Source organism: Thiocapsa rosea, from assembly GCF_003634315.1.
Classification (GTDB): Bacteria; Pseudomonadota; Gammaproteobacteria; order Chromatiales; family Chromatiaceae; genus Thiocapsa; species Thiocapsa rosea.
On sequence record NZ_RBXL01000001.1, the window covers coordinates 3,078,772 to 3,097,485 of the forward strand.

The window sequence follows — 18,714 nt, forward strand, 5'->3', positions numbered from 1 at the left end:
CTTTCCGGGACATTGGGTCTGGATTAGACACGTCATGTCCGGGTGTCGCAAGGTGCGATTAGGGCGTCATATGATGTGGAGTCGAGGCTCGATGGGTGTGTCGGGCGGGGGGGCGGAGACTTGGAGCAGGCAGCGCTCGTAGTGGGGCGCCGTCAGCGGCGGGGCGAAAAGGCTGCCCTGCGCATCCAGACAGCCGATGTTGAGAAGGATGAAGCGCTGACGGTCGTCGCGCACCCCGTCGGCGGTGATGTCGATGTCCAACGCTTGGGCCATGGCGATCAGGGCCTGGACGACCGCCAGGTCGTCCGGCGAGTTCGGCATGGCGTCCACGAAGCTGCGATGAATCTCGAGTCTGCGGATCGGGAGTCGACGCAAAACCTGCGGTGCAAGCCAGCTTGTGCCGACCTCGCTCAACGTCAGGCCAACGCCGAGTCGGTACAATCCGTCCAGGACCTCGCGGGCGCGTTCCGGGTGTTTGAACAGGAGCGGCTCGGCGAAGCTCAGCGCGAGGCGCGCGGGGTCGATCTCGTTGCTTTGGAGCAACCGCTCAAGTGACGGTACCAGATCGAAACGCGTCAGCTGGCTCTCGGAGATGCTGACGTCAAGGATCCCGATCGGGATGCCCTTGAGGCTCCAGTCCCGCAACTGACGGCACGCCTCGGCGAGGACCCACTGACCCAGGTCGATCATCATGCCTCCGGATTCGATCAGGGGCAGGAGTCGATCGTGTGCGACCAGTCCCAGGTCCGGCTGATGCCAGCGCACCCGGACACCGGCACCCCGCCAACGCCCCGTCTCCAACTCGACGCGCGGCTGGTAAAGCAGCTCGAATTCGCCTGTTTCGAGCCCGACGCGCAGCATTTCGGTCAGGCGCTGACGCGCTGTCGATGTGCCGACCGGCGGTTCGGAATAGATCCGGAAGCCATTGCGTCCGCCTTGCTTGACGTTGCCGAGCGCCGTTGCGGCATGCGTGATCATGACCTCGGTGTCGATGCCCGCACCGGTTTCCAAGGCGATCCCCATGCTCATGGTGACGAAGACTTGATGTCCGCGCACCGTCATCGGTGCTCGCAGGGCAGAGTGCAGTCGTCGTGCGATCTCCTGCGCCTCCGTCGGGGTTTGGATACCCTCGAAGAGCAGCCCGAACTGGTTTCCGCTCAGGCGTGCCAGGGTATCGGCAGGACGAATGGTCTCGCGCAGGCGCAGCCCGACGGCACGCAGCAGCTCGTCGCCGATCTGGTGGCCGAGGCTCGCGTTGATGTTCGCGAAGCGATCGAGGTCGAGCAGGAAGAGCGCAACCGGGGTGCGATTGCGTCGCGCCGGATCCATCGCGTAGACCAGGCGCGAGTCGAACAACAGGCGGTTGGGTAGTTTGGTCAAGGGGTCGTAGTGGGCAAGAAACTCGACGTGCTTCGGGCCGTTGGCGGAGACGGGACGCTCGGCGAAGACGCCGACGAAATTCGTGACCTTGCCGCGGCCATCGAGGATGCGTCGCAGATGCAGTCTCTGCAGATAGATCTCGCCGTCCTTGCGCCGGTTCCAGATCTCGCCTTCCCAGACACCTTGTTTGACCAGCCGACGCCACATGCGGGTGAAGAAGCTTTTGGTGTGCCAGTGGGAGTTGAGCAGGCTGGGTTTGCGTCCGAGGACCTCCGCCTCCGCATAGCCCGTGATCCGGCTGAAGGCGGCGTTCACGGCGACGATGCGCCCGTCGGCGTCCGTCATCAAGACGCCGTCCGAGGTTGCGGCATAGACGACCGCGGATTGCAGCAGACGCCGCTCGGAGTCCCGCACGCTGGTCACGTCGCGGATGTTGACGACGATACCCGTGACCTTGTCCTCGTCGTCGCGATGGGGAAAGAGTCTGACCTCGGACTCGCGCACCTGACCGTCCGGGCCGGTCTCGTAGATGTCGTCCACCGCCGGGTGCCCCCCGTCGAGGCAGCGACCGAGGTTGCGATACACCAGCTCGCTGAGCGGGCCCTGACCCGCGACCTCCTGCAAAGGACGCCCGACGGCATTGTCCTGCGTCCGTTGGATCGCCGCCAGGAAGGCCGCGTTTGCGGCGAGCAGGCAGCAGCTGCGGTCCAGGAAGGCGATGCGATCGGGAGAGGCGGAGACGATGTCGTAATAGCGGGCAAGGGCCTCCTCGGCGGCACGGCGTTGCGTGATGTCCAGGACGACGCCGGAAAGCTTGGGTGCGCCGTCCGAGCCTGCGGGCTCGAGGCGGCCAGCGCTCTCCGCCCAGCGCTGCGTCCCGTCGGGGCGGATGATGCGATGGCGAAAGCGGAACGGGACGGCATCCTCGATGGCGTGCTTGACCGCGGTGTTCGCGACATCGCGGTCGTCGGGATGGATCTGCGCCAGCACGGCGTCCAGAGTGACGTCCGTGTCCGGCTCGAAGCCCCAGATGTCATACCAGGTGCGCGAGGCCAGGACGCGCCCGGTCGCAACGTCGATCTCCCAGTTGGCGACCCCCGCGAAGGCCTGCGCCTCGTCTCCGGGGAGTTCCAACCGAAGCGGGGTGCTCGGGATAGCGCGCGGCTCGATGACGATGCTGACCACCGGAGCAGCAGGCGCCTCGCCCGGAGCGAGGCGCAAGAGGCGCATGATGGTCATGACGGGAGGGCCCGCTCGGGTCCGCAGACGCACGGTTCGATTGGTCTCGGTCTCGCCGGTGGCCAGAAAGTCGCTGACCCGGGATGCGTCCTCGTCTTCGAGCAGATCTCCGAATGCGAGATCGGTCGGAAAACCTCGGGGGTAGCCCAGGAGCGCCGAGAAGGCCCGGGTCGCCGCCACGATGCGTTGGTCGGCGTCGAGCACCACGGCGCAGCAGGGCAACGCGTCGAGCAGTCGAACGAGATCAACGGTGTCTCGCCGCGCGGAGTCGACACGCGTGGTGTGCTCCTCGGTCGGTTGAAGTCTGTGCATGCGCGGTGACGTTTCGAAATGCGATGGGGGTTATTCTGCGATTATAAGCGCGAAGATCGGTAGGGATACCGTAACGATTGACCTTCTCGGACCGTTCGTCGGAGGCTGATGCTCGCATGGTTATTGTGTAATGCTTAAGATCAAGGCTTTCCAAGATCCGGAATCGTCCATGACGGGAGCTACACGGGACGACGAGCGCGCGGAGCGACTGCTCTCGATCCTGTTGACCTTTGCGCGCGAGTCTCGTGTACCCGATCCTCCGAACGGGATCGATTTGGATACGCGGCTGGATACAGACCTCGGGCTCGATAGCCTGAGCCGCTCCGAGCTGATTGCGCGGGTCGAGAAGGGCCTCGGGGCGAGACTCTCGGAGCAGGCGCTCTCGGCGCCGACGGCCCGAGACCTCCTGGGGTTGCTGCTCGATGAACCGGGGGCCGCTCCCGATGTTCGGTTTGCCGTCGCACGCGCGCGAAGCGCCGAGGATCATCCGGCCTCCGCGGCGACCCTCTTGGATGTCCTGGACCGGCATCTCCAAGACCACGCGGACCGCATCCATATCTTTTACGAGGGTTCGGAAGAGCGCACGCAGCCGATCAGCTATCGGTCGCTCGCCGAGGGTGCCGCGCGGGTCGCCGCGCGTCTGCAGGCCGCCGGATTGCGCCCCGGCGCGACCGTGGCCTTGATGCTTCCGACGGGGCCGGACTACTTCTACAGCTTCTTCGGCGTCCTGATGGCCGGCGGTGTGCCGGTGCCCATCTACCCGCCGAGCCGACCGCAGCAGATCGAGGAGCATCTGCGTCGCCATGCCCGGATTCTGGACAACGCCGGCGCAGCGTATCTGATCACGGTCCCCGAGGCGCGCGCCATCGGCCGCGTCCTGCGGGTTCAGGTCCGCTCGCTGCGCGGCATCGTGACGCTCGAGGGTCTCGATCGGGAGACCCCGAGCGAGACCCTGGCGCGCCCCGCGCCGGATGATATCGCCTTTCTCCAGTACACCTCGGGCAGCACCGGCGACCCCAAGGGCGTGGTGCTGAGCCATGCGGACCTTCTTGCGAACATCCGCGCCATGGGCGAGGTCGTGCAGGTCGGGCCGGATGACGTCTTCGTGAGCTGGCTCCCGCTCTATCACGATATGGGATTGATCGGTGCATGGCTCGGCAGCCTCTATTACGGCATTCCATTGGTGTCGATGTCTCCGCTTGCCTTCCTGGCGCGTCCGGTCCGCTGGCTGGAGGCGATCCATCGCCACGGCGGGACCATCTCGGCCGCCCCCAACTTTGCCTACGAGCTGTGTCTGACCCGCATCACCGACGCCCAGATCGCCGGTCTGGACTTGAGCTGCTGGCGTTGGGCGCTCAACGGTGCCGAGCCCGTCGGTCCCGAGACCTTGCGTCGATTCGCCGAGCGCTTTGCCCCCGCCGGTCTGCGCGCCGATGCGCTTGCTCCCGTCTACGGTCTGGCGGAGGCGGCGGTCGGTTTGGCGTTTCCCCCGGCGGGGCGCGGGCCTCGGATCGATTGTATCGATCGCGATCGATTTGCCCGCTCGGGCTATGCCTTGGCGGTCGATTGCGAGGATCCACAGGCGATGGAAGTGGTGGCCTGCGGTCGCGCGCTCCCCGGTTATCGGGTGCGTGTGGTCGACGACGCGGGTCGCGAGCGGCCGGAACGCCATGAGGGTCTGCTTGAGTTCCGGGGGCCATCGGCGACCCGCGGCTACTATCGCAATCCGGCGGCCACGCGGGCGCTGATCCACGACGGCTGGCACTCGACCGGCGACCGCGCCTATCTTGCGGGCGGCGACATCCATCTGACGGGCCGTGTGAAGGATCTCATCATCCGCGGCGGACGCAACCTCTATCCCTACGAGGTCGAGCAGGCCCTCGGCGAGGTCGTCGGCGTGCGCAAGGGTTGCGTCGTCGCGTTCGCGGCGAAGGATCCGGAGCTGGGCAGCGAACGGTTGGTGATCCTGGCCGAGACCAAGGAACGCGACCCGGCACGGCGTACCGAGCTGGCCCGGAAGCTGCGCGAGCGCGCGACCGATACGCTCGGCCTTCCACCCGATGAGCTGTTGCTGGTCCCGCCGCGTGCCGTGCTCAAGACCTCGAGCGGTAAGCTGCGCCGAGCCGCCACGCGCGATCGCTATCTCGCCGGCCAGCTCTCCGAGCAGGTGCGTCGTCCCGTCTGGCAGTTGATGCGGGCTACGGCGTCCGGGCTTCGCGCTCGGATCCTGAGCCTGCCGGGGCGGCTTTATGCCGGGTACGCCTGGGCGGTCTTCTATCTGATCGCACCCTGGTTCTGGATCGGCATTATGGCGAGCCCGAGCGTACGCCTGAGGTGGTCGATGGCGCGGGTCGGCATCCGGCTCCTGCGCCGGCTGACCTTCGTACGACTCACCGTCACGGGCCGGGAGCATCTTCCGCCCGCGGGACATCCCTTCGTCCTAGTCGCCAATCATCAGAGCTATCTCGATGGGCTCGCCTTGGCGGAGGCGGTGGAGCGTCCGATCGGTTTTGTCGCCAAGAGCGAGCTGCTCGCGCGGCCGATCGTGGCGGCCTTCATGCGGCGGATGGGCGCGAAATTCGTCGACCGCTTCGATCCGCGCGCGGGGAGTGCCGAGTCCGCCCGTATCAACGAGGTGCTGGCCCGCGGCGAGACCCTGGCATTCTTCCCCGAAGGCACCTTCCGCGAGCAACCCGGGCTCTTGCCCTTTCGGATGGGCGCCTTCGCCGCCGCCGCTCAGGCCGGCGTGCCGCTTGTTCCGGTGGCTCTGCGGGGAACGCGCGAACTCATGCCCGGCGACCGCTTTTCACCGCGTCCCGGACATGCCGAGGTACTGATCGGCCCGCCCATCCAGCCCGACGGAGACGATTGGGAAGCCGCAATCGGACTGCGTGACCGTGCGCGTACCTGGATTGCGGAGCATGTGACCGGCTGAGGGTTATTAAACCGCGTCCAGAGCGAGATGCTCACTTTCGAGTGAACTCGACGTTTGGTGCATCCACGGCCCTTAGCAGGTACGCGGTTTAAAATCTATATTTTTTAATCTCTTAAGCCGCGCCGGCTCCAGCGGTCGTCAAATCTGCCGTGGCCGATCCCATCCAAAAACATCTCATACCGCGTGGGGCGCGGCTTAAGTTTAGATCCCGCGGCTGAACGCTTCGTGTTGCATGCCGGGTCATGCAGGCGCGTTGCTCAGAGGAGCTTCACCAACGCTGCGATCGCGGCGACCTGGGCGAACATCAGCGGGATGAGCCACTTGAGTAGATCGACCTTGGAACGCACGATCTCTCCTCGAACCTGCTCGATCTCTTTCTGAAGGCGGAGCTCGGTTTCTCTGATTTCGCCGCGCATTTGGACAGTCTCGGCCTTAACCAGCTCGATCTCCTTTTGGAGTCGCAGCTCGGTTTCGCGCAGATGGCCCTGGGTGACCATATCCGGGAGATGTGGATAGCGTTCCTCTAGGCGCTCGAAGGCCTCGGCGATGACGCGCGCACGGGTGCGGTCGTCGGTGGCCGTGGTCAGGGCTTCGTAGAGTGCGACGCTGGATGACATAGGGCGACTATGGAGTGCAATCCGTACGGACGCAAGTCCGAAACTCGGCGCTTCGGATCGATCCGTGTATCAGCGCCCGATCGCCACCGGACAGCCCAGGGTCTCCAGACTGGTCCAGAGCGAGGCGCGCGCCAGGAGTGGATTGGTCTCGTCGAGGATGAGCAGATCCATGCCGAGGTTACGGACCGTCGCCGCGAGCCCCGCGGTATCGGTGGCCTCCAGCGGCACCAAGCGGGACTGCTCGCGCATGGTTCCGAGCTGTTCGAGCACATGGTCGCGCAGCGTCGCCGCATCCGCGGATATCGCCGATTGCAGGATGACGACGAGGCTTGCGGCATGTCGGATCCCCAGCTCCAGGGCGATCGAGAGGACACGCTCCGCTCCCTCGCTCCCGGTGTAGAGCACGCCGACGACGAGACCGCCGAGAGTCGTTCTCGGTGCGGTCGGTCGCGGGCGTCGTCGCAGCGGGGCGAAGCGTCCGATCCGCCCCAGTGCGAAGAGTTCCGCATCGAGTCCGGCACCCAGGATCTCGGCCTCGAGATCACCTCGCCAGACCCGGAACGACCAAGCCACACCCAGCTCGCCCGCAGTGCGTTCAAGGCGTTCGCGCACGCCGCGTGCCGCGGCGCGCAGCTCGCGCTGGAGCCGGTCCACGTCCAGGGTGCTCTCGCACAGGGTCGCGATCCGCAGCTCGCGCAGAAAGGGCAGTCCGGCGAGACGCAGCAGCTCGGTGTCTTCGACGAAGACGCCCTCCAGCTCGGCGTTCAGGGCGGCGGCGATGCCTGCGGCCAACGCCAAGCCCTGCAGGCTGTGCGGGGAGGCGTCCAGTGCGACTGCGATGCGCCGGATCCGTCCGCCCGGATCTGCAGCGCTCATGGCTCGGCCCTCTCCGCGGGTCGGGTCTGGCCGTCCTGCGCGTGCAGGGCGCGCAGGCGCTCGGAGAAGCCAATGAGGCGTGCCTCGACGCGCGCGTTGACGCTGCCCTCCGGGAAGCCTCCGTCGGATGCACGCTCGCCGGCCAGCGTTCCGGTCAGGATTTCGATTCCTTCGTCGATGTGCGCGATCGGATAGACCGCGAACCGGCCCTGCGCGACCGCCTCGCGCACGTCGGCACGCAGCATTAGATGCTTGACGTTGGAGACCGGGATCAGGACACCCTGAGCCTCGACCGGTCCGCGCGCCGCGCAGGTGTCGAAGAAGCCCTCGATCTTCTCGTTGACCCCGCCGATCGCTTGGACCTCGCCGAGCTGATTGACCGAGCCGGTCACGGCGAGCGATTGGCGGATCGGCAGGTCGGCAAGCGCGGAGAGCAAGGCGTAGAGCTCGGCCGAGGAGGCGCTGTCGCCCTCGATGCCGCCGTAGGACTGCTCGAAGACCAGGCTAGCCGAGAGCGACAGCGGATGGTCCAAGGCATAGCGCCCGGCGATGAAGCCCTGGAGGATGAGCACGCCCTTGGAATGGATGGGGCCGCCGAGTTTCACCTCGCGCTCGATGTCGATGAGCTCGCCCTTGCCGAGTCGGACCCGGGCGGTGATCCGGCTGGGATGTCCAAACGCGAAGCCACCCAGACTCATGACCGCAAGCCCGTTGACCTGTCCGATCTTGGCGCCGCTCGTTTCGATCAGGATGGTCCCGCGGGTGGTTTCTTCGCGTAGCCGTCGACTGATCCGGTCGGCGCGCTCGATCTTGGCGTCGATGGCACGTTGGACATGCGCCGCGCCGACCGTTTCGCTGCCGTCCGTCTTGGCCCAGTACTCGCTCTCGCGCACCAGGTCGCCGATCGAGCGCATGTGGCTGGTGAGCCTTTCGTTGTCGTCGGCGAGGCGGGCACTGTGCTCGATCACGCGTGCAACCGCCGCGCGGTGGAAATGGCACAGGCCCGCGCGTCTCACCTCGGAGGCGATGAAACGCGCATAGATCAGATGGCTCTCCGGGCCGCGCTCGAGCTGATCCTCGAAATCGACCGCGACCTTGAACAGCTCGCTGAATTCCGGGTCAAGCTCGCAGAGTAGATAGTAGATGTGACGCTCCCCGAGCATCACGACCTTGACATCCAGCGGAATCGGCTCGGGCTCCAGCGACAGGGTACTGATGAGACTGGTGATCTGGGCGAGCGACTCGATGCGGATCTCGCCGGCCTGGAGGAGACGCTTCAAGGTCTCCCAGGCGAAAGGCTGCATGAGCAGCTTGAGTGCATCGACGATGAGATAGCCGCCGTTGGCCTGGTGCAGCATGCCGGCGCGGATCATGGTGAAGTCCGTTTCCAGCGCGCCCAGGTGTGCGCGGTGCTCGATGCGCCCCACCAACTGATGATGCGCCGGGAGATCCGCATAGACGACCGGCGCGCCGCCGTTCTTGTCGTGTGCGAGGAGGACGTTGATGCGGTAGCGCTGATGCCAGGGCGGGCCGTCGGGAGTCGTCGGGATCCAGATGCCGAGCAGCTGCGGTTGTTTGTCGTGATCGGGAAGAAATTGGCGGAAATTCTCGACGACATCCTCCTGGACCTGGTTCAGATAGTCGACCACGGCCGGGAGATCGCCGTATTTTTCGCAGAGACCCTCCATCAGGCTCTCGATGGCGGCGGCGGCCATCTCGCGATTGAGCGCTTCGATCTGCTCGTCGGAGCGCTTCTTCCAGAGCGGCATCTGGTGCAATGCCTTGCGCATCTCGGCCTGCAGGCTGTTGATGTCCTCCTCGATCCGGGTGCGTTCTTCTTCGGGCAAGGCGTGGAACTCGTTCGGGCCGAGCGGCTTGCCGTCGCGCACGGGCGCAAGCGTGAAGCCGGTCGGCGTCTGCAGCAGGATGACGTCCTTCTCCTTGGCCAGCTCGCGGATCTCGCCCATGGCCCGCTCCTGTCGCTCCTCGAGCTCCTCTTCGAGCGCCTGAGTACGGGTGCGGTATTCGTCGCTCTCGAACAGCGATTGGATCGCCCGGTGCAGGTCCGCGACCAACTGATCCATGTCCCGCTTGAGCTCCGTCCCCTTGCCCGGGGCCAGACACAGTGCGCGCGGGCGATGGGCATCCTCGAAGTTGAAGACGTAGCACCAGTCGGGCGGTACCGCTTCGCCGTGGGCGCGTGCTTCCAGCGCGCTGCGGATCAAGGCGTATTTCCCGGTCCCGGAGGGACCGAGCGCGAAGAGGTTGTAGCCTTCGTGGTGGATACCGATGCCGAAACGAAGTGCTGCGATGGCTCGATCCTGTGCGATCAGTCCATCGCGCACATCCAGATCCGCCGTGGTCTCGAAGTCGAGCTGCCCGAGGTCGCAGGGTCGATAGAGGTCGGTCGATTCGAGTGAAGCAATGGCCATGATCGAGCTCGCGTCAGGGTGAAGATCGATGCCCCGCGGCATCGAGACGAACGTCGAGCAAACGACGTCGTCATGCGGTCCGGCGATCCTCGCCGAAGGTCTCCGCAATCGAGGTGCCGAATGATTCGGTCGTGTAGCGCAAGACCTCGAGGGTATCCGACCAGTGCCCCGTCGGTAGGCCGGCCTTGTGGCGTAGGTGATCGAAGAACTCTCGCGGGTCCGGCAACTGCTCCCAGACCGAAGGCAGGAAGGTCCCGCGCCGCCCGCGGTCTTCGAGGATCAGCCCGTCGATGCCGGGTCGGATCTGTTCAAGCAGCTCGGACTCCGACCCGACGTGCATCGGCTCCGACGGACTCAGCACCGAGAGATGGATGTCGAGTCGCGGCAGCTCCGCGCGGGTCAACGGCGGAAACCGCGGATCCTCGAAGGCCGCGGCGAAGGCGTTGCGGGCGACGTCGACCACCAGCGGCCGGATCGCCTCGAGCACGCCGATGCAGCCGCGCAGCGAACCGTCGATCTGCAGCGTGACGAAGGTTGCGCGCTCGGCTTGGAGCGCGGCCGGATACTCATGCGGATCCGGCTCCAGCGGGTGGCCGTGGTTCAACCCGTGCTCGATCGACTGGGCCGCGATGCCCAAGAGCATACGCCGCTCCTCGGCCCGGTAGATGCCTTGCGTTTCAGTGGAAGACATAAGCGCCGTACCCCACCACTTGGTCTCTTGAGCCGGCGGTATCGCCGGAGTTGCGCAGGTCGAGCATGCGGGCCTGCATCCCGCGGCGGCGTGCCGTCTCGAGCAGGCCGTTCACCGGGATCCGCCCGCACGCCTGGTCGTATCCGATGTCCTGTGGTCGGAGCGCCTCGATGGCCGCGGAGGTGGCTGTATCCATCGCTCGGGCGGTCGCGTAGGCGTGATGGTGGCTGAGGTCCGAGCTGATGACGATCAGCGTTTCGGGACCGCCCCACAGCAGATCGAGCACCTCGGCGACCTCGTCCGGACTGGCGTCGCCGACCACGAAGGGCACCAGGCTGAACTGCTCCAAGACCTCCTGCAGGAAGGGCAGCTGCACCTCAAGACTGTGCTCTTGGGCGTGCGCCGCATCCATCAGCCTGACCTGCGGCAGGGCGAGCGCCAGGTCGATCGCGTCACGGTCCAGCTCGACCGCTCCGAGCGGCGTGACAAACCGATCGGCGCTGCTCGCGGCAAGGCCGCGCAGGGGCACGCGATGGGCCGGACCCAGCAGAACGACCCGGCGCACGCTCGCGCGGGCCGGGGCCAGCGTGGCATAGGCGCTGGCGGCGATGGGGCCGGAGTAGACATAGCCGGCGTGGGGGACGATCAGGGCCTTCGGGGGGGCGCCGTCCGGGCTCGCCTCGGCGAGGTAGTCGTCCACCGTCCGCTTGAGGACGCGTGGGTCGCCCGGATAGAAGAGACCGGCGACCGCCGGGCTGCGAGAGAGTGACATGGCTGTTTCCTCCTAACGGATGAGGGCCGTGAGGACCGGCTCGGGACAGGACTCGGAGAAGCGCGGTCTCATACCAGAAGTATAGTCGGCGTGGGTGATGCGTCCTGCGGAACGGATGACCGCGTCCGGGACCTGATCCGGGGTTGCAATCGGGCCGGCGTCTTCCACACTGAAGAGAGCGGTATCTGCCGAGCAGGAGGTTGCGATGAACGGCGAGCGGATCGATCGCGTCGTCCCGACGCGCTACTGGCATGCCTTGGATGACGATCGCGTCCAATGCGACCTCTGTCCGCGGTTGTGCCGCATCAAGGAAGAACAGCGCGGCATGTGCTTCGTGCGGGCCTGCCACGGTGGGGAGATCGTCCTGACGACCTACGGACGATCATCCGGTTTCTGCATCGATCCGATCGAGAAGAAGCCGCTGAACCACTTTCTCCCCGGCACACCGGTGCTCTCGTTCGGGACCGCCGGTTGCAATTTGACCTGCAAGTTCTGCCAGAACTGGGACATGAGCAAGTCACGCGAGATGGATACGCTCGCCGATGCGGCCGAGCCGGAGACCATCGCACAGGCGGCTGAGTCGCTCGGCTGTCGCAGTGTCGCCTACACCTATAACGACCCGGTGATCTTCCACGAATACGCCATCGACGTGGCCAAGGCGTGTCGCGAGCGCGGGATCAAGTCGGTCGCCGTGACCGCCGGCTACATCTGTCCGGAGCCTCGGGTCGAATTCTTCCGGTGGATGGATGCCGCCAACGTCGACCTCAAAGGCTTCACGGAGGACTTTTATCACAAGCTCTGCAGCGGTCACCTGCAGCCGGTTTTGGAGACGCTGGAATACCTGGTGCGCGAGACCAAGGTTTGGGTCGAGCTGACGACCCTGCTGATCCCCGGGGAGAACGACTCGGATGCCGAGTTGCAATCCATGACCCAATGGGTGGTCGAGCATCTCGGGCCGCATGTCCCGATGCATTTCACCGCCTTCCATCCCGACTACAAGATGCTCGACTATCCGCGGACCCCGCTTGCCACCCTCACGCGCGCACGCGCCATCGCGCTCGAGAACGGCGTCCGTTATGCCTACACCGGCAACGTTCATGACGAGGACGGCGAGAGCACCTACTGTCACGCCTGCGGACAGAAGCTCATCGGCCGCAACTGGTATCGGCTGTCGGATTGGAATCTGACCGCGGACGGTCGCTGCAACGGTTGCGGGACGGTCTGTGCCGGCGTCTTCGAGCCGACACCGGGCCGCTGGGGCGATCGGCGCCAGCCGGTTCGTCTGCGCGATTTCGCCGCCTGAGCGGTGACCGGACCGGGACAGTCGAGCGGACGGATGGAGCGCATGTCGCATCGATACGAGGGTGCCGGATCGGCAGGCGAGTGGATCGCTTTGCCGATCATCAGGTTACGATGATCAGGATCACTGGATTCATCCATCGCGAAGCACTGCATGAGCTGATCGGACGCTGGATGCTCGATCGACTCGAGCCGTCGGATCCGACGGCGCTGTTGGAATTGGTCCATTTCAACTCCGTCTATGTCGCCCGTTACCTTCCGCTGCTTGCCGAGGGTCTGCTGCAGGGCGTGCACGGCGGCCGAATCACGCGCCGGACCTGCTTGACCAAGGGTGACATCAAGGACCAGCTCGTCGCCTACCTGCCGAGCACCTCCGAGCGGTCAAGCGTGTTGGTTGCCGACTATCGCGCCGACCGCGGACGTTTCTATCGCGAGACCCCGTTTCAGGGCACGCTCTATTTCAGCGAATCAGATGGACAACGCCGCTATGTCGGCTCGAGCCGAATCAAACGCATTCGGCGACTCGCCGAGAAGTCCGCGAGGAAGGTTGTCGATTGGCTCTATGCCGAGATCCTGCGTCAGGCGCGATCGGATCAGCGGCTCTTGGAATTCGGCCCGGCGTTCTGCGACCTCGCCGGAGCGGCCCAACCCGCTCTCGCCCGCGACCTGGACCGCCTCGAAGCACACGGGCGCGCCCTTTTGCATCGTCTGCGCGCAATGCCGGCGCCGGGATGGCCCCATGACATCCAGATCAACGACGTCGCCGGGATCAAGGTCATCATCGCGCCGGACGCGCAGGACCGTCCGGTCGAGGTCCTCCGGGCTCTGGGGTGTCGACTGGTGGAGCGGGAGGTCCACCGAGGCGACTACAGTGCGGTGAATCTGCTCGTCGACTATGACCCGGACAAGGACTGGATCTTGGCGCAGGGGCTCCCCGAGAAGATCGTGCGGGTCTTTCGGGCCCATGGCATCTCGCCGTGCGAAACCCGCCGCCGTTTCGAGAGCTTCGTGCGCCGCGGCGAGCCGGGCGTGCGTGTGGAGATCATCTGCTCCGGCGCCGAGGAGACCCTGGAGAGCGAGATCGGCCGCTGCATGCACGAGGATCGCATCATCCGCCAGCGCCTCGGGTGTGCTTACCGAGGACACCTGTCGCAGAACCTTGAGTTCCTGCTCGAGTACCTCTTCGCGCTACCCTCGGCACCCGAGGCTCGACTCGAACGATTGCCCGTGCGACTCTGGGAGCGATATCTCCCGGACTACTTCGACGAGGTGAAGCGTGCGCTGTTTCGCGTGCCGTCCGTGGAGCTGAATCCGGAGTAACCCCGTCGATAACCGAGGATCTAAACCGCGTCTAGAGCAAGATGCTCATTTTCGAGTCAGTTCGACCTTTGGCGCATCCATAGCCCTTAGCGGGGGCGCGGTTTAAAACTTTTATATTTTAATATCTTAAACCGCGCTGACTCCAACGGTCGTCAAGTCTGCCGGGGTCGATCCCATCCATAAACAGCGCATACCGCGCCGGGCGCGGTTTAAGGAGGCGAGCATGCCAGCCAAAGCGTTCGACGTCGTCATCATCGGGGCTGGGCCCGCCGGTCTGTTCGCGGCCATGCGGCTCGCGGGCAAGATGAAGGTTCTGGTCATCGACCGCCGCCCGCGCCCGGGCGGAGCCGGCGGCTACACGGACGGCAAGCTCAACCTCTCGCCGCATATCGGGCTGGATCTCGCTGAGCTCGGCCTGTCGGAGGAGGAGGCAACGCGTCGGATCGAGGAGGTGGATCGGATCTTTCTCCACCACGGCGCGGACCCGACACTGCACGGTCTGGACGAGGGGCGCATTCAATGGTGGCTCGACCGCGTCTCCTGGGTCCGCCGGCCGGCATCGAAGGATCGCTGGGATATCGAGCTGGTCCCGGTCGTGCAGCGTCACATGGGGACCGACTTCGCGCATCGGGTCACCAAGGCAATGGCCGACACGGTCGAGCAACGCGGCGGGATCTTGATGCTGGGCACCGCGGTGACCGAGATCCGCCGCGAGACCGACGGCGGCTTCCTGATCGAAACCGCCGCAGGCGACTTCCGCGCGCCCAATCTGATCTGCTCGCCGGGGCGCGAAGGCGCCTACTGGTTTCGCGAGAAGGCGCGTGCACTCGGGGTGCGCACCGGCCACGGCGTGATCGACATCGGCTGCCGAGTCGAGATCGCCTCTGCGGTCTACGAGGAGATCACCGATGTCCTCTATGACCCCAAGTTCATCTTCTGTACCCCGACGCATCAGGATCGCACGCGGACCTTCTGCACCAATCCGGGCGGCCATGTCCGAATCGAGGAGCATGGCGATTTCCGACTCGTCAACGGCGATGCTCTGAAGGCATCCAAGACGTCGAACACCAACTTCGCGATCCTGAACACCGTCGGCATGACCGAGCCACTGCAGGACACCACCGAGATGGGACAGCAGGTCGCGCGCTTCGCCAACTTCTGGGGCGGCGGAAACAGTCTCGTCGTCCAGCGCTGGGGCGATCTCATGGCCGGTCGTCGCTCAAAGGCGCAGAGCTTCTTCTCCGCCGATCTGGGCTTCGACAAGTTGATGCCGACCCTGCCGCCCGGCCCCGGCGTGACGCCGGGCGACATCTCCTTCGCCTATCCCGGCCGGATCGTGCGCAATCTACAGGAGAGCATCGAGCTGCTCGCCCGCGTCATCCCGGGCGTTGCCCATCCATCGACCACTATCTATGTCCCCGAAATCAAGTTCTACGATGTCCGCTACCCGACCAGCCGCGAGCTGGAGACGGATGTGCCCGGACTCTTCGTCGCGGGCGACGGTGCCGGCAAGTCGCGCGGCATCGTGGGCGCGGCGGTCAACGGGATGATGGCGGCGGAGGGGGTTCTGCGACGGGTCGGAATCTGAACCGCAACGTTTGTCATCGCCCCCGCAATGCTCTAGCCTCCCCCGAGACAGCGGCCACCGCGCCACGCCATACAGCGTGTCTGACCCGTCTGATGCCGAAGCGGCAGCGCGCGGGGCGACGCAGGACTTCAGCACCCATCGTCAGGAGACATACATGGGGCACCCGTTCTTCGACCGACCGATTCTCAACTCGCCCTACGCCTATCCAGCGCGCCACTGGGAGCTGGACGAGACAGGTCAGCCGACACACCGGATCCTTGAAGCCCGGCGTCGCGCCGAGTTCATTACGCCCATCCCCAAGCCGAAGAAGCAGAAGGGCGCCCCCAAGCAGGCCGAACTTGCGTTTGAGGAAGGCAAGGGTCTCAGTACCGAGGCTCAGCGCTACGATCACACCGCCGTCATCAACGCGGTCCGCCAAGAGGTCGACCGCTGGCGGATGGATCCCGACCCCAACCACTGGCGCGTCACCCCCGAGACCGCTCGCCTGCTGCAGCACTGGCGCCACCATCCCTTCAGCAGTCTTCGTCCCTTCTTCTGTCAGATCGAAGCCGTCGAAACGGCCATCTGGCTGACCGAGGTTGCGCCCCAATTCGGCAAGGCGGGCAAGCGATTCCTAACCCACTTGGCGGACGCCAACCACGACGCCAACCCCGAGCTGATGCGGCTCGCCCTCAAGCTCGCGACCGGCGCCGGCAAGACCACGGTCATGGCCATGTTGATTGCGTGGCAGACCATCAATGCCGTCCGCCGTCCGGACAGCAAGCGCTTCAGCCGTGGCTTTCTCATCGTCGCGCCCGGTCTGACCATCAAGGACCGCCTGCGCGTCCTTCAACCCAACGACCCGGACAGCTACTACGCCAGTCGCGAGCTGGTGCCCACGGACCTCCTCGACGAGGTCAACCGCGCCAAGATCGTCATCACCAACTACCACGCCTTCAAGCGGCGCGAGCGTGTCGAGCTGTCCAAGGGCGGACGTCTTTTGCTGCAAGGCCGCGGCGGCGAGGCACTGAACACGCTGGAGACCGAAGGCCAGATGCTCCAGCGCGTCATGCCGGACCTGATGGGACTGAAGAACATCCTCGCCATCAACGACGAGGCCCACCACTGCTACCGCGAAAAATCGAACGCATCCAAGGGGGGCGCCCCCGAAGGCGAGCTGAAGGGCGACGACAAGAAGGAGGCCGAGAAGAACAACGAGGCCGCCCGGCTCTGGATCTCCGGACTGGAGGCCGTCAATCGCACGCTCGGGCTGGCGCGTGTCCTCGACCTCTCCGCCACACCCTTCTTTCTGCGCGGCTCGGGCTATGCCGAAGGCACGCTCTTCCCCTGGACCATGAGCGACTTCTCGCTGATGGATGCCATCGAGTGCGGCATCGTCAAGCTCCCGCGCGTGCCGATTGCGGACAACATCCCCGGCGGCGAGATGCCCATGTTCCGCAACCTCTGGGAGCACATCCGCGCCAAGATGCCCAAGAAGGGACGCGGCAAGGCGGCCTCGCTGAATCCGCTCGACCTTCCGCCGCAGTTGCAGACCGCCTTGGAGGCGCTCTACGGCCACTACGAAAAGACCTTTGATCTCTGGACGGCGGCAGGGGTCACGGTTCCGCCCTGCTTCATCGTGGTCTGCAACAACACCGCCACGTCCAAGCTGGTCTATGACTACATCTCCGGATTTCAGCGCGAGCAACAGGACGGCAGCACCAAGCCGGAGCCCGGCCGCCTGGCCCTGTTCCGCAATCACGACGAGCACGGCAACCCGCTACCGCGCCCCCGAACCATTTTGATCGACAGCGAGCAACTGGAATCGGGCGAGGCGCTGGATGCCAACTTCCGCGCCATCGCATCGGACGAGATCGAGCGCTTCCGCCGCGAGATCATCGAGCGCACCGGTGACGCCCGTCAGGCCGAGAACCTGACCGACCAGGACCTCTTGCGCGAGGTCATGAACACCGTCGGCAAGCCCGGCCGACTCGGGGCCGAGATTCGCTGCGTCGTCTCCGTCTCCATGCTCACCGAAGGCTGGGACGTCAGCACCGTCACGCACGTCCTCGGGGTGCGCGCCTTCGGCACTCAGCTTCTGTGCGAGCAGGTCATCGGCCGGGCGCTGCGCCGCCAGTCCTACGATCTCAACGAAGACGGGCTTTTCAACGTCGAGTATGCCGACGTGCTCGGCATCCCCTTCGATTTCAACGCCACCCCCACGGTCGCCCCGCCGCAGCCGCCGCGCGAGACCATCCAGGTCAAGGCGATACGGCCCGAGCGCGACGCCCTGGAGATCCGTTTCCCCCGAGTCGCCGGCTATCGCACCGAGCTGCCGCAGGACCGCCTGACCGCCGAGTTCGATGCCGACTCCATCCTGGTCATCTCCCCCGAGCTGGTCGGCGCCGCCGAGACCCGCAATTCCGGCATCATCGGCGCGACCGTGGATCTCAACCTGGTCCATACGGGCGACGTGCGCCAATCCCAGGTCCTTTACGAGCTGACCTCCCATCTCTTGCTGAGTCGCTTCCGCGACGCCGACGGCGAGCCGCAACTCCATCTGTTCGGCCAGCTCAAGCGCATCGCGCGCCAATGGCTCGACGGCTACCTGCAATGCAAGGGCGGCACCTATCCGGCTCAGCTCAAATACAAGACCCTCGCGGACATGGCCTGCGAGCGCATCACCGCCGGCATCACCCGCGCCCAGATCGGCGAGCGGCCCATCATGGCCCTGCTCGACCCCTACAACCCGGTCGGCTCCACCACGCATGTCAACTTCAACACCTCCAAGACCGAGCGATGGGAGACCGACGCGCGCCGCTGTCACCTCAACTGGGTGATCCTCGACAGCGACTGGGAGGCCGAATTCTGCCGTGTCGCCGAGGCCCATCCGCGGGTCAGGGCTTATGTCAAAAACCACAACCTGGGATTCGAGGTCCCCTACCGGTACGGCTCCGAGATGCGCCGCTACCGACCCGACTTCATCGTGCAGCTCGACGACGGCCACGGCGAGGAGGATCTGCTGAACCTCACGGTCGAGATCAAGGGCTATCGCGGCGAGGATGCCAAGGAGAAGAAGACCACCATGGATGTCTACTGGGTGCCCGGCGTGAACAACCTCGGCACGCACGGCCGCTGGGCCTTCGCCGAATTCGCCGATGTCTACCAGATCGAGGCCGACTTCAAGGCCAAGGTCGAGAGCGCGTTCAACAGCATGATTAAACGCGTCGTCGGCGGGCTAGAAACACCGACATGACAGGGGAGACAAGACCGC

At 65.4% G+C, this 18,714-nt stretch carries 11 protein-coding genes; 5 read left to right on the plus strand and 6 right to left on the minus strand.

Annotated features, from left to right (window positions below; all coding sequences use genetic code 11):
- Window positions 1–66: 66 nt before the first annotated feature.
- Entirely contained in the window at window positions 67–2,931 is a 2,865-nt protein-coding gene (locus tag BDD21_RS13805) for an EAL domain-containing protein (protein ID WP_120797642.1), read from the minus strand.
- A gap of 169 nt (window positions 2,932–3,100) precedes the next feature.
- Between BDD21_RS13805 and BDD21_RS13810 the strand changes: the two genes are divergently transcribed.
- Window positions 3,101–5,866: an AMP-binding protein gene (locus BDD21_RS13810; protein WP_120799922.1), complete on the plus strand. Its 2,766-nt coding sequence runs from the start codon at window positions 3,101–3,103 to the stop codon at window positions 5,864–5,866.
- A 257-nt stretch (window positions 5,867–6,123) separates the two neighbouring features.
- On the opposite strand, the gene BDD21_RS13815 is transcribed toward BDD21_RS13810, so the two are convergent.
- The 5 genes from BDD21_RS13815 to amrB all read right to left on the minus strand — a co-directional run bounded on the left by BDD21_RS13815 (window position 6,124) and on the right by amrB (window position 11,254).
- Complete coding sequence (locus tag BDD21_RS13815; RefSeq protein ID WP_120797643.1) at window positions 6,124–6,483, minus strand: DUF1640 domain-containing protein; 360 nt, start codon at window positions 6,481–6,483, stop codon at window positions 6,124–6,126.
- 69 nt (window positions 6,484–6,552) lie between these two features.
- A complete protein-coding gene (locus BDD21_RS13820) occupies window positions 6,553–7,359 on the minus strand; it encodes a hypothetical protein (protein WP_120797644.1) in 807 nt (268 codons plus the stop codon).
- Window positions 7,356–9,791, minus strand: coding sequence for a Lon protease family protein (locus BDD21_RS13825; protein ID WP_120799923.1), 2,436 nt, complete (start codon window positions 9,789–9,791; stop codon window positions 7,356–7,358). The genes BDD21_RS13820 and BDD21_RS13825 overlap by 4 nt, the downstream gene beginning before the upstream one ends.
- 70 nt (window positions 9,792–9,861) lie before the next feature.
- Window positions 9,862–10,482, minus strand: a complete 621-nt coding sequence (gene amrA, locus BDD21_RS13830) for an AmmeMemoRadiSam system protein A (protein WP_245969592.1) — start codon at window positions 10,480–10,482, stop codon at window positions 9,862–9,864.
- Window positions 10,469–11,254 (minus strand): AmmeMemoRadiSam system protein B, encoded by a 786-nt coding sequence (gene amrB / locus BDD21_RS13835; RefSeq protein ID WP_120797646.1) that lies wholly within the window; start codon window positions 11,252–11,254, stop codon window positions 10,469–10,471. Before amrB ends, amrA begins: the two co-directional genes overlap by 14 nt.
- Window positions 11,255–11,459: 205 nt before the next feature.
- Here amrB and amrS point away from each other — a divergent pair, with 205 nt between their 5' ends.
- From amrS to BDD21_RS13855, 4 genes are all read left to right on the plus strand, one after another.
- Window positions 11,460–12,557 (plus strand): AmmeMemoRadiSam system radical SAM enzyme, encoded by a 1,098-nt coding sequence (amrS, locus tag BDD21_RS13840; RefSeq protein WP_120797647.1) that lies wholly within the window; start codon window positions 11,460–11,462, stop codon window positions 12,555–12,557.
- Window positions 12,558–12,667: 110 nt separating this feature from the next.
- Entirely contained in the window at window positions 12,668–13,873 is a 1,206-nt protein-coding gene (locus BDD21_RS13845; protein ID WP_147431080.1) for a DinB family protein, read from the plus strand.
- A gap of 223 nt (window positions 13,874–14,096) precedes the next feature.
- Entirely contained in the window at window positions 14,097–15,461 is a 1,365-nt protein-coding gene (locus BDD21_RS13850; RefSeq protein ID WP_120797649.1) for an NAD(P)/FAD-dependent oxidoreductase, read from the plus strand.
- 154 nt (window positions 15,462–15,615) lie between these two features.
- On the plus strand, window positions 15,616–18,696 hold the full coding sequence (locus BDD21_RS13855; RefSeq protein WP_120797650.1) for a BPTD_3080 family restriction endonuclease: 3,081 nt from the start codon (window positions 15,616–15,618) through the stop codon (window positions 18,694–18,696).
- Window positions 18,697–18,714: the final 18 nt, after the last annotated feature.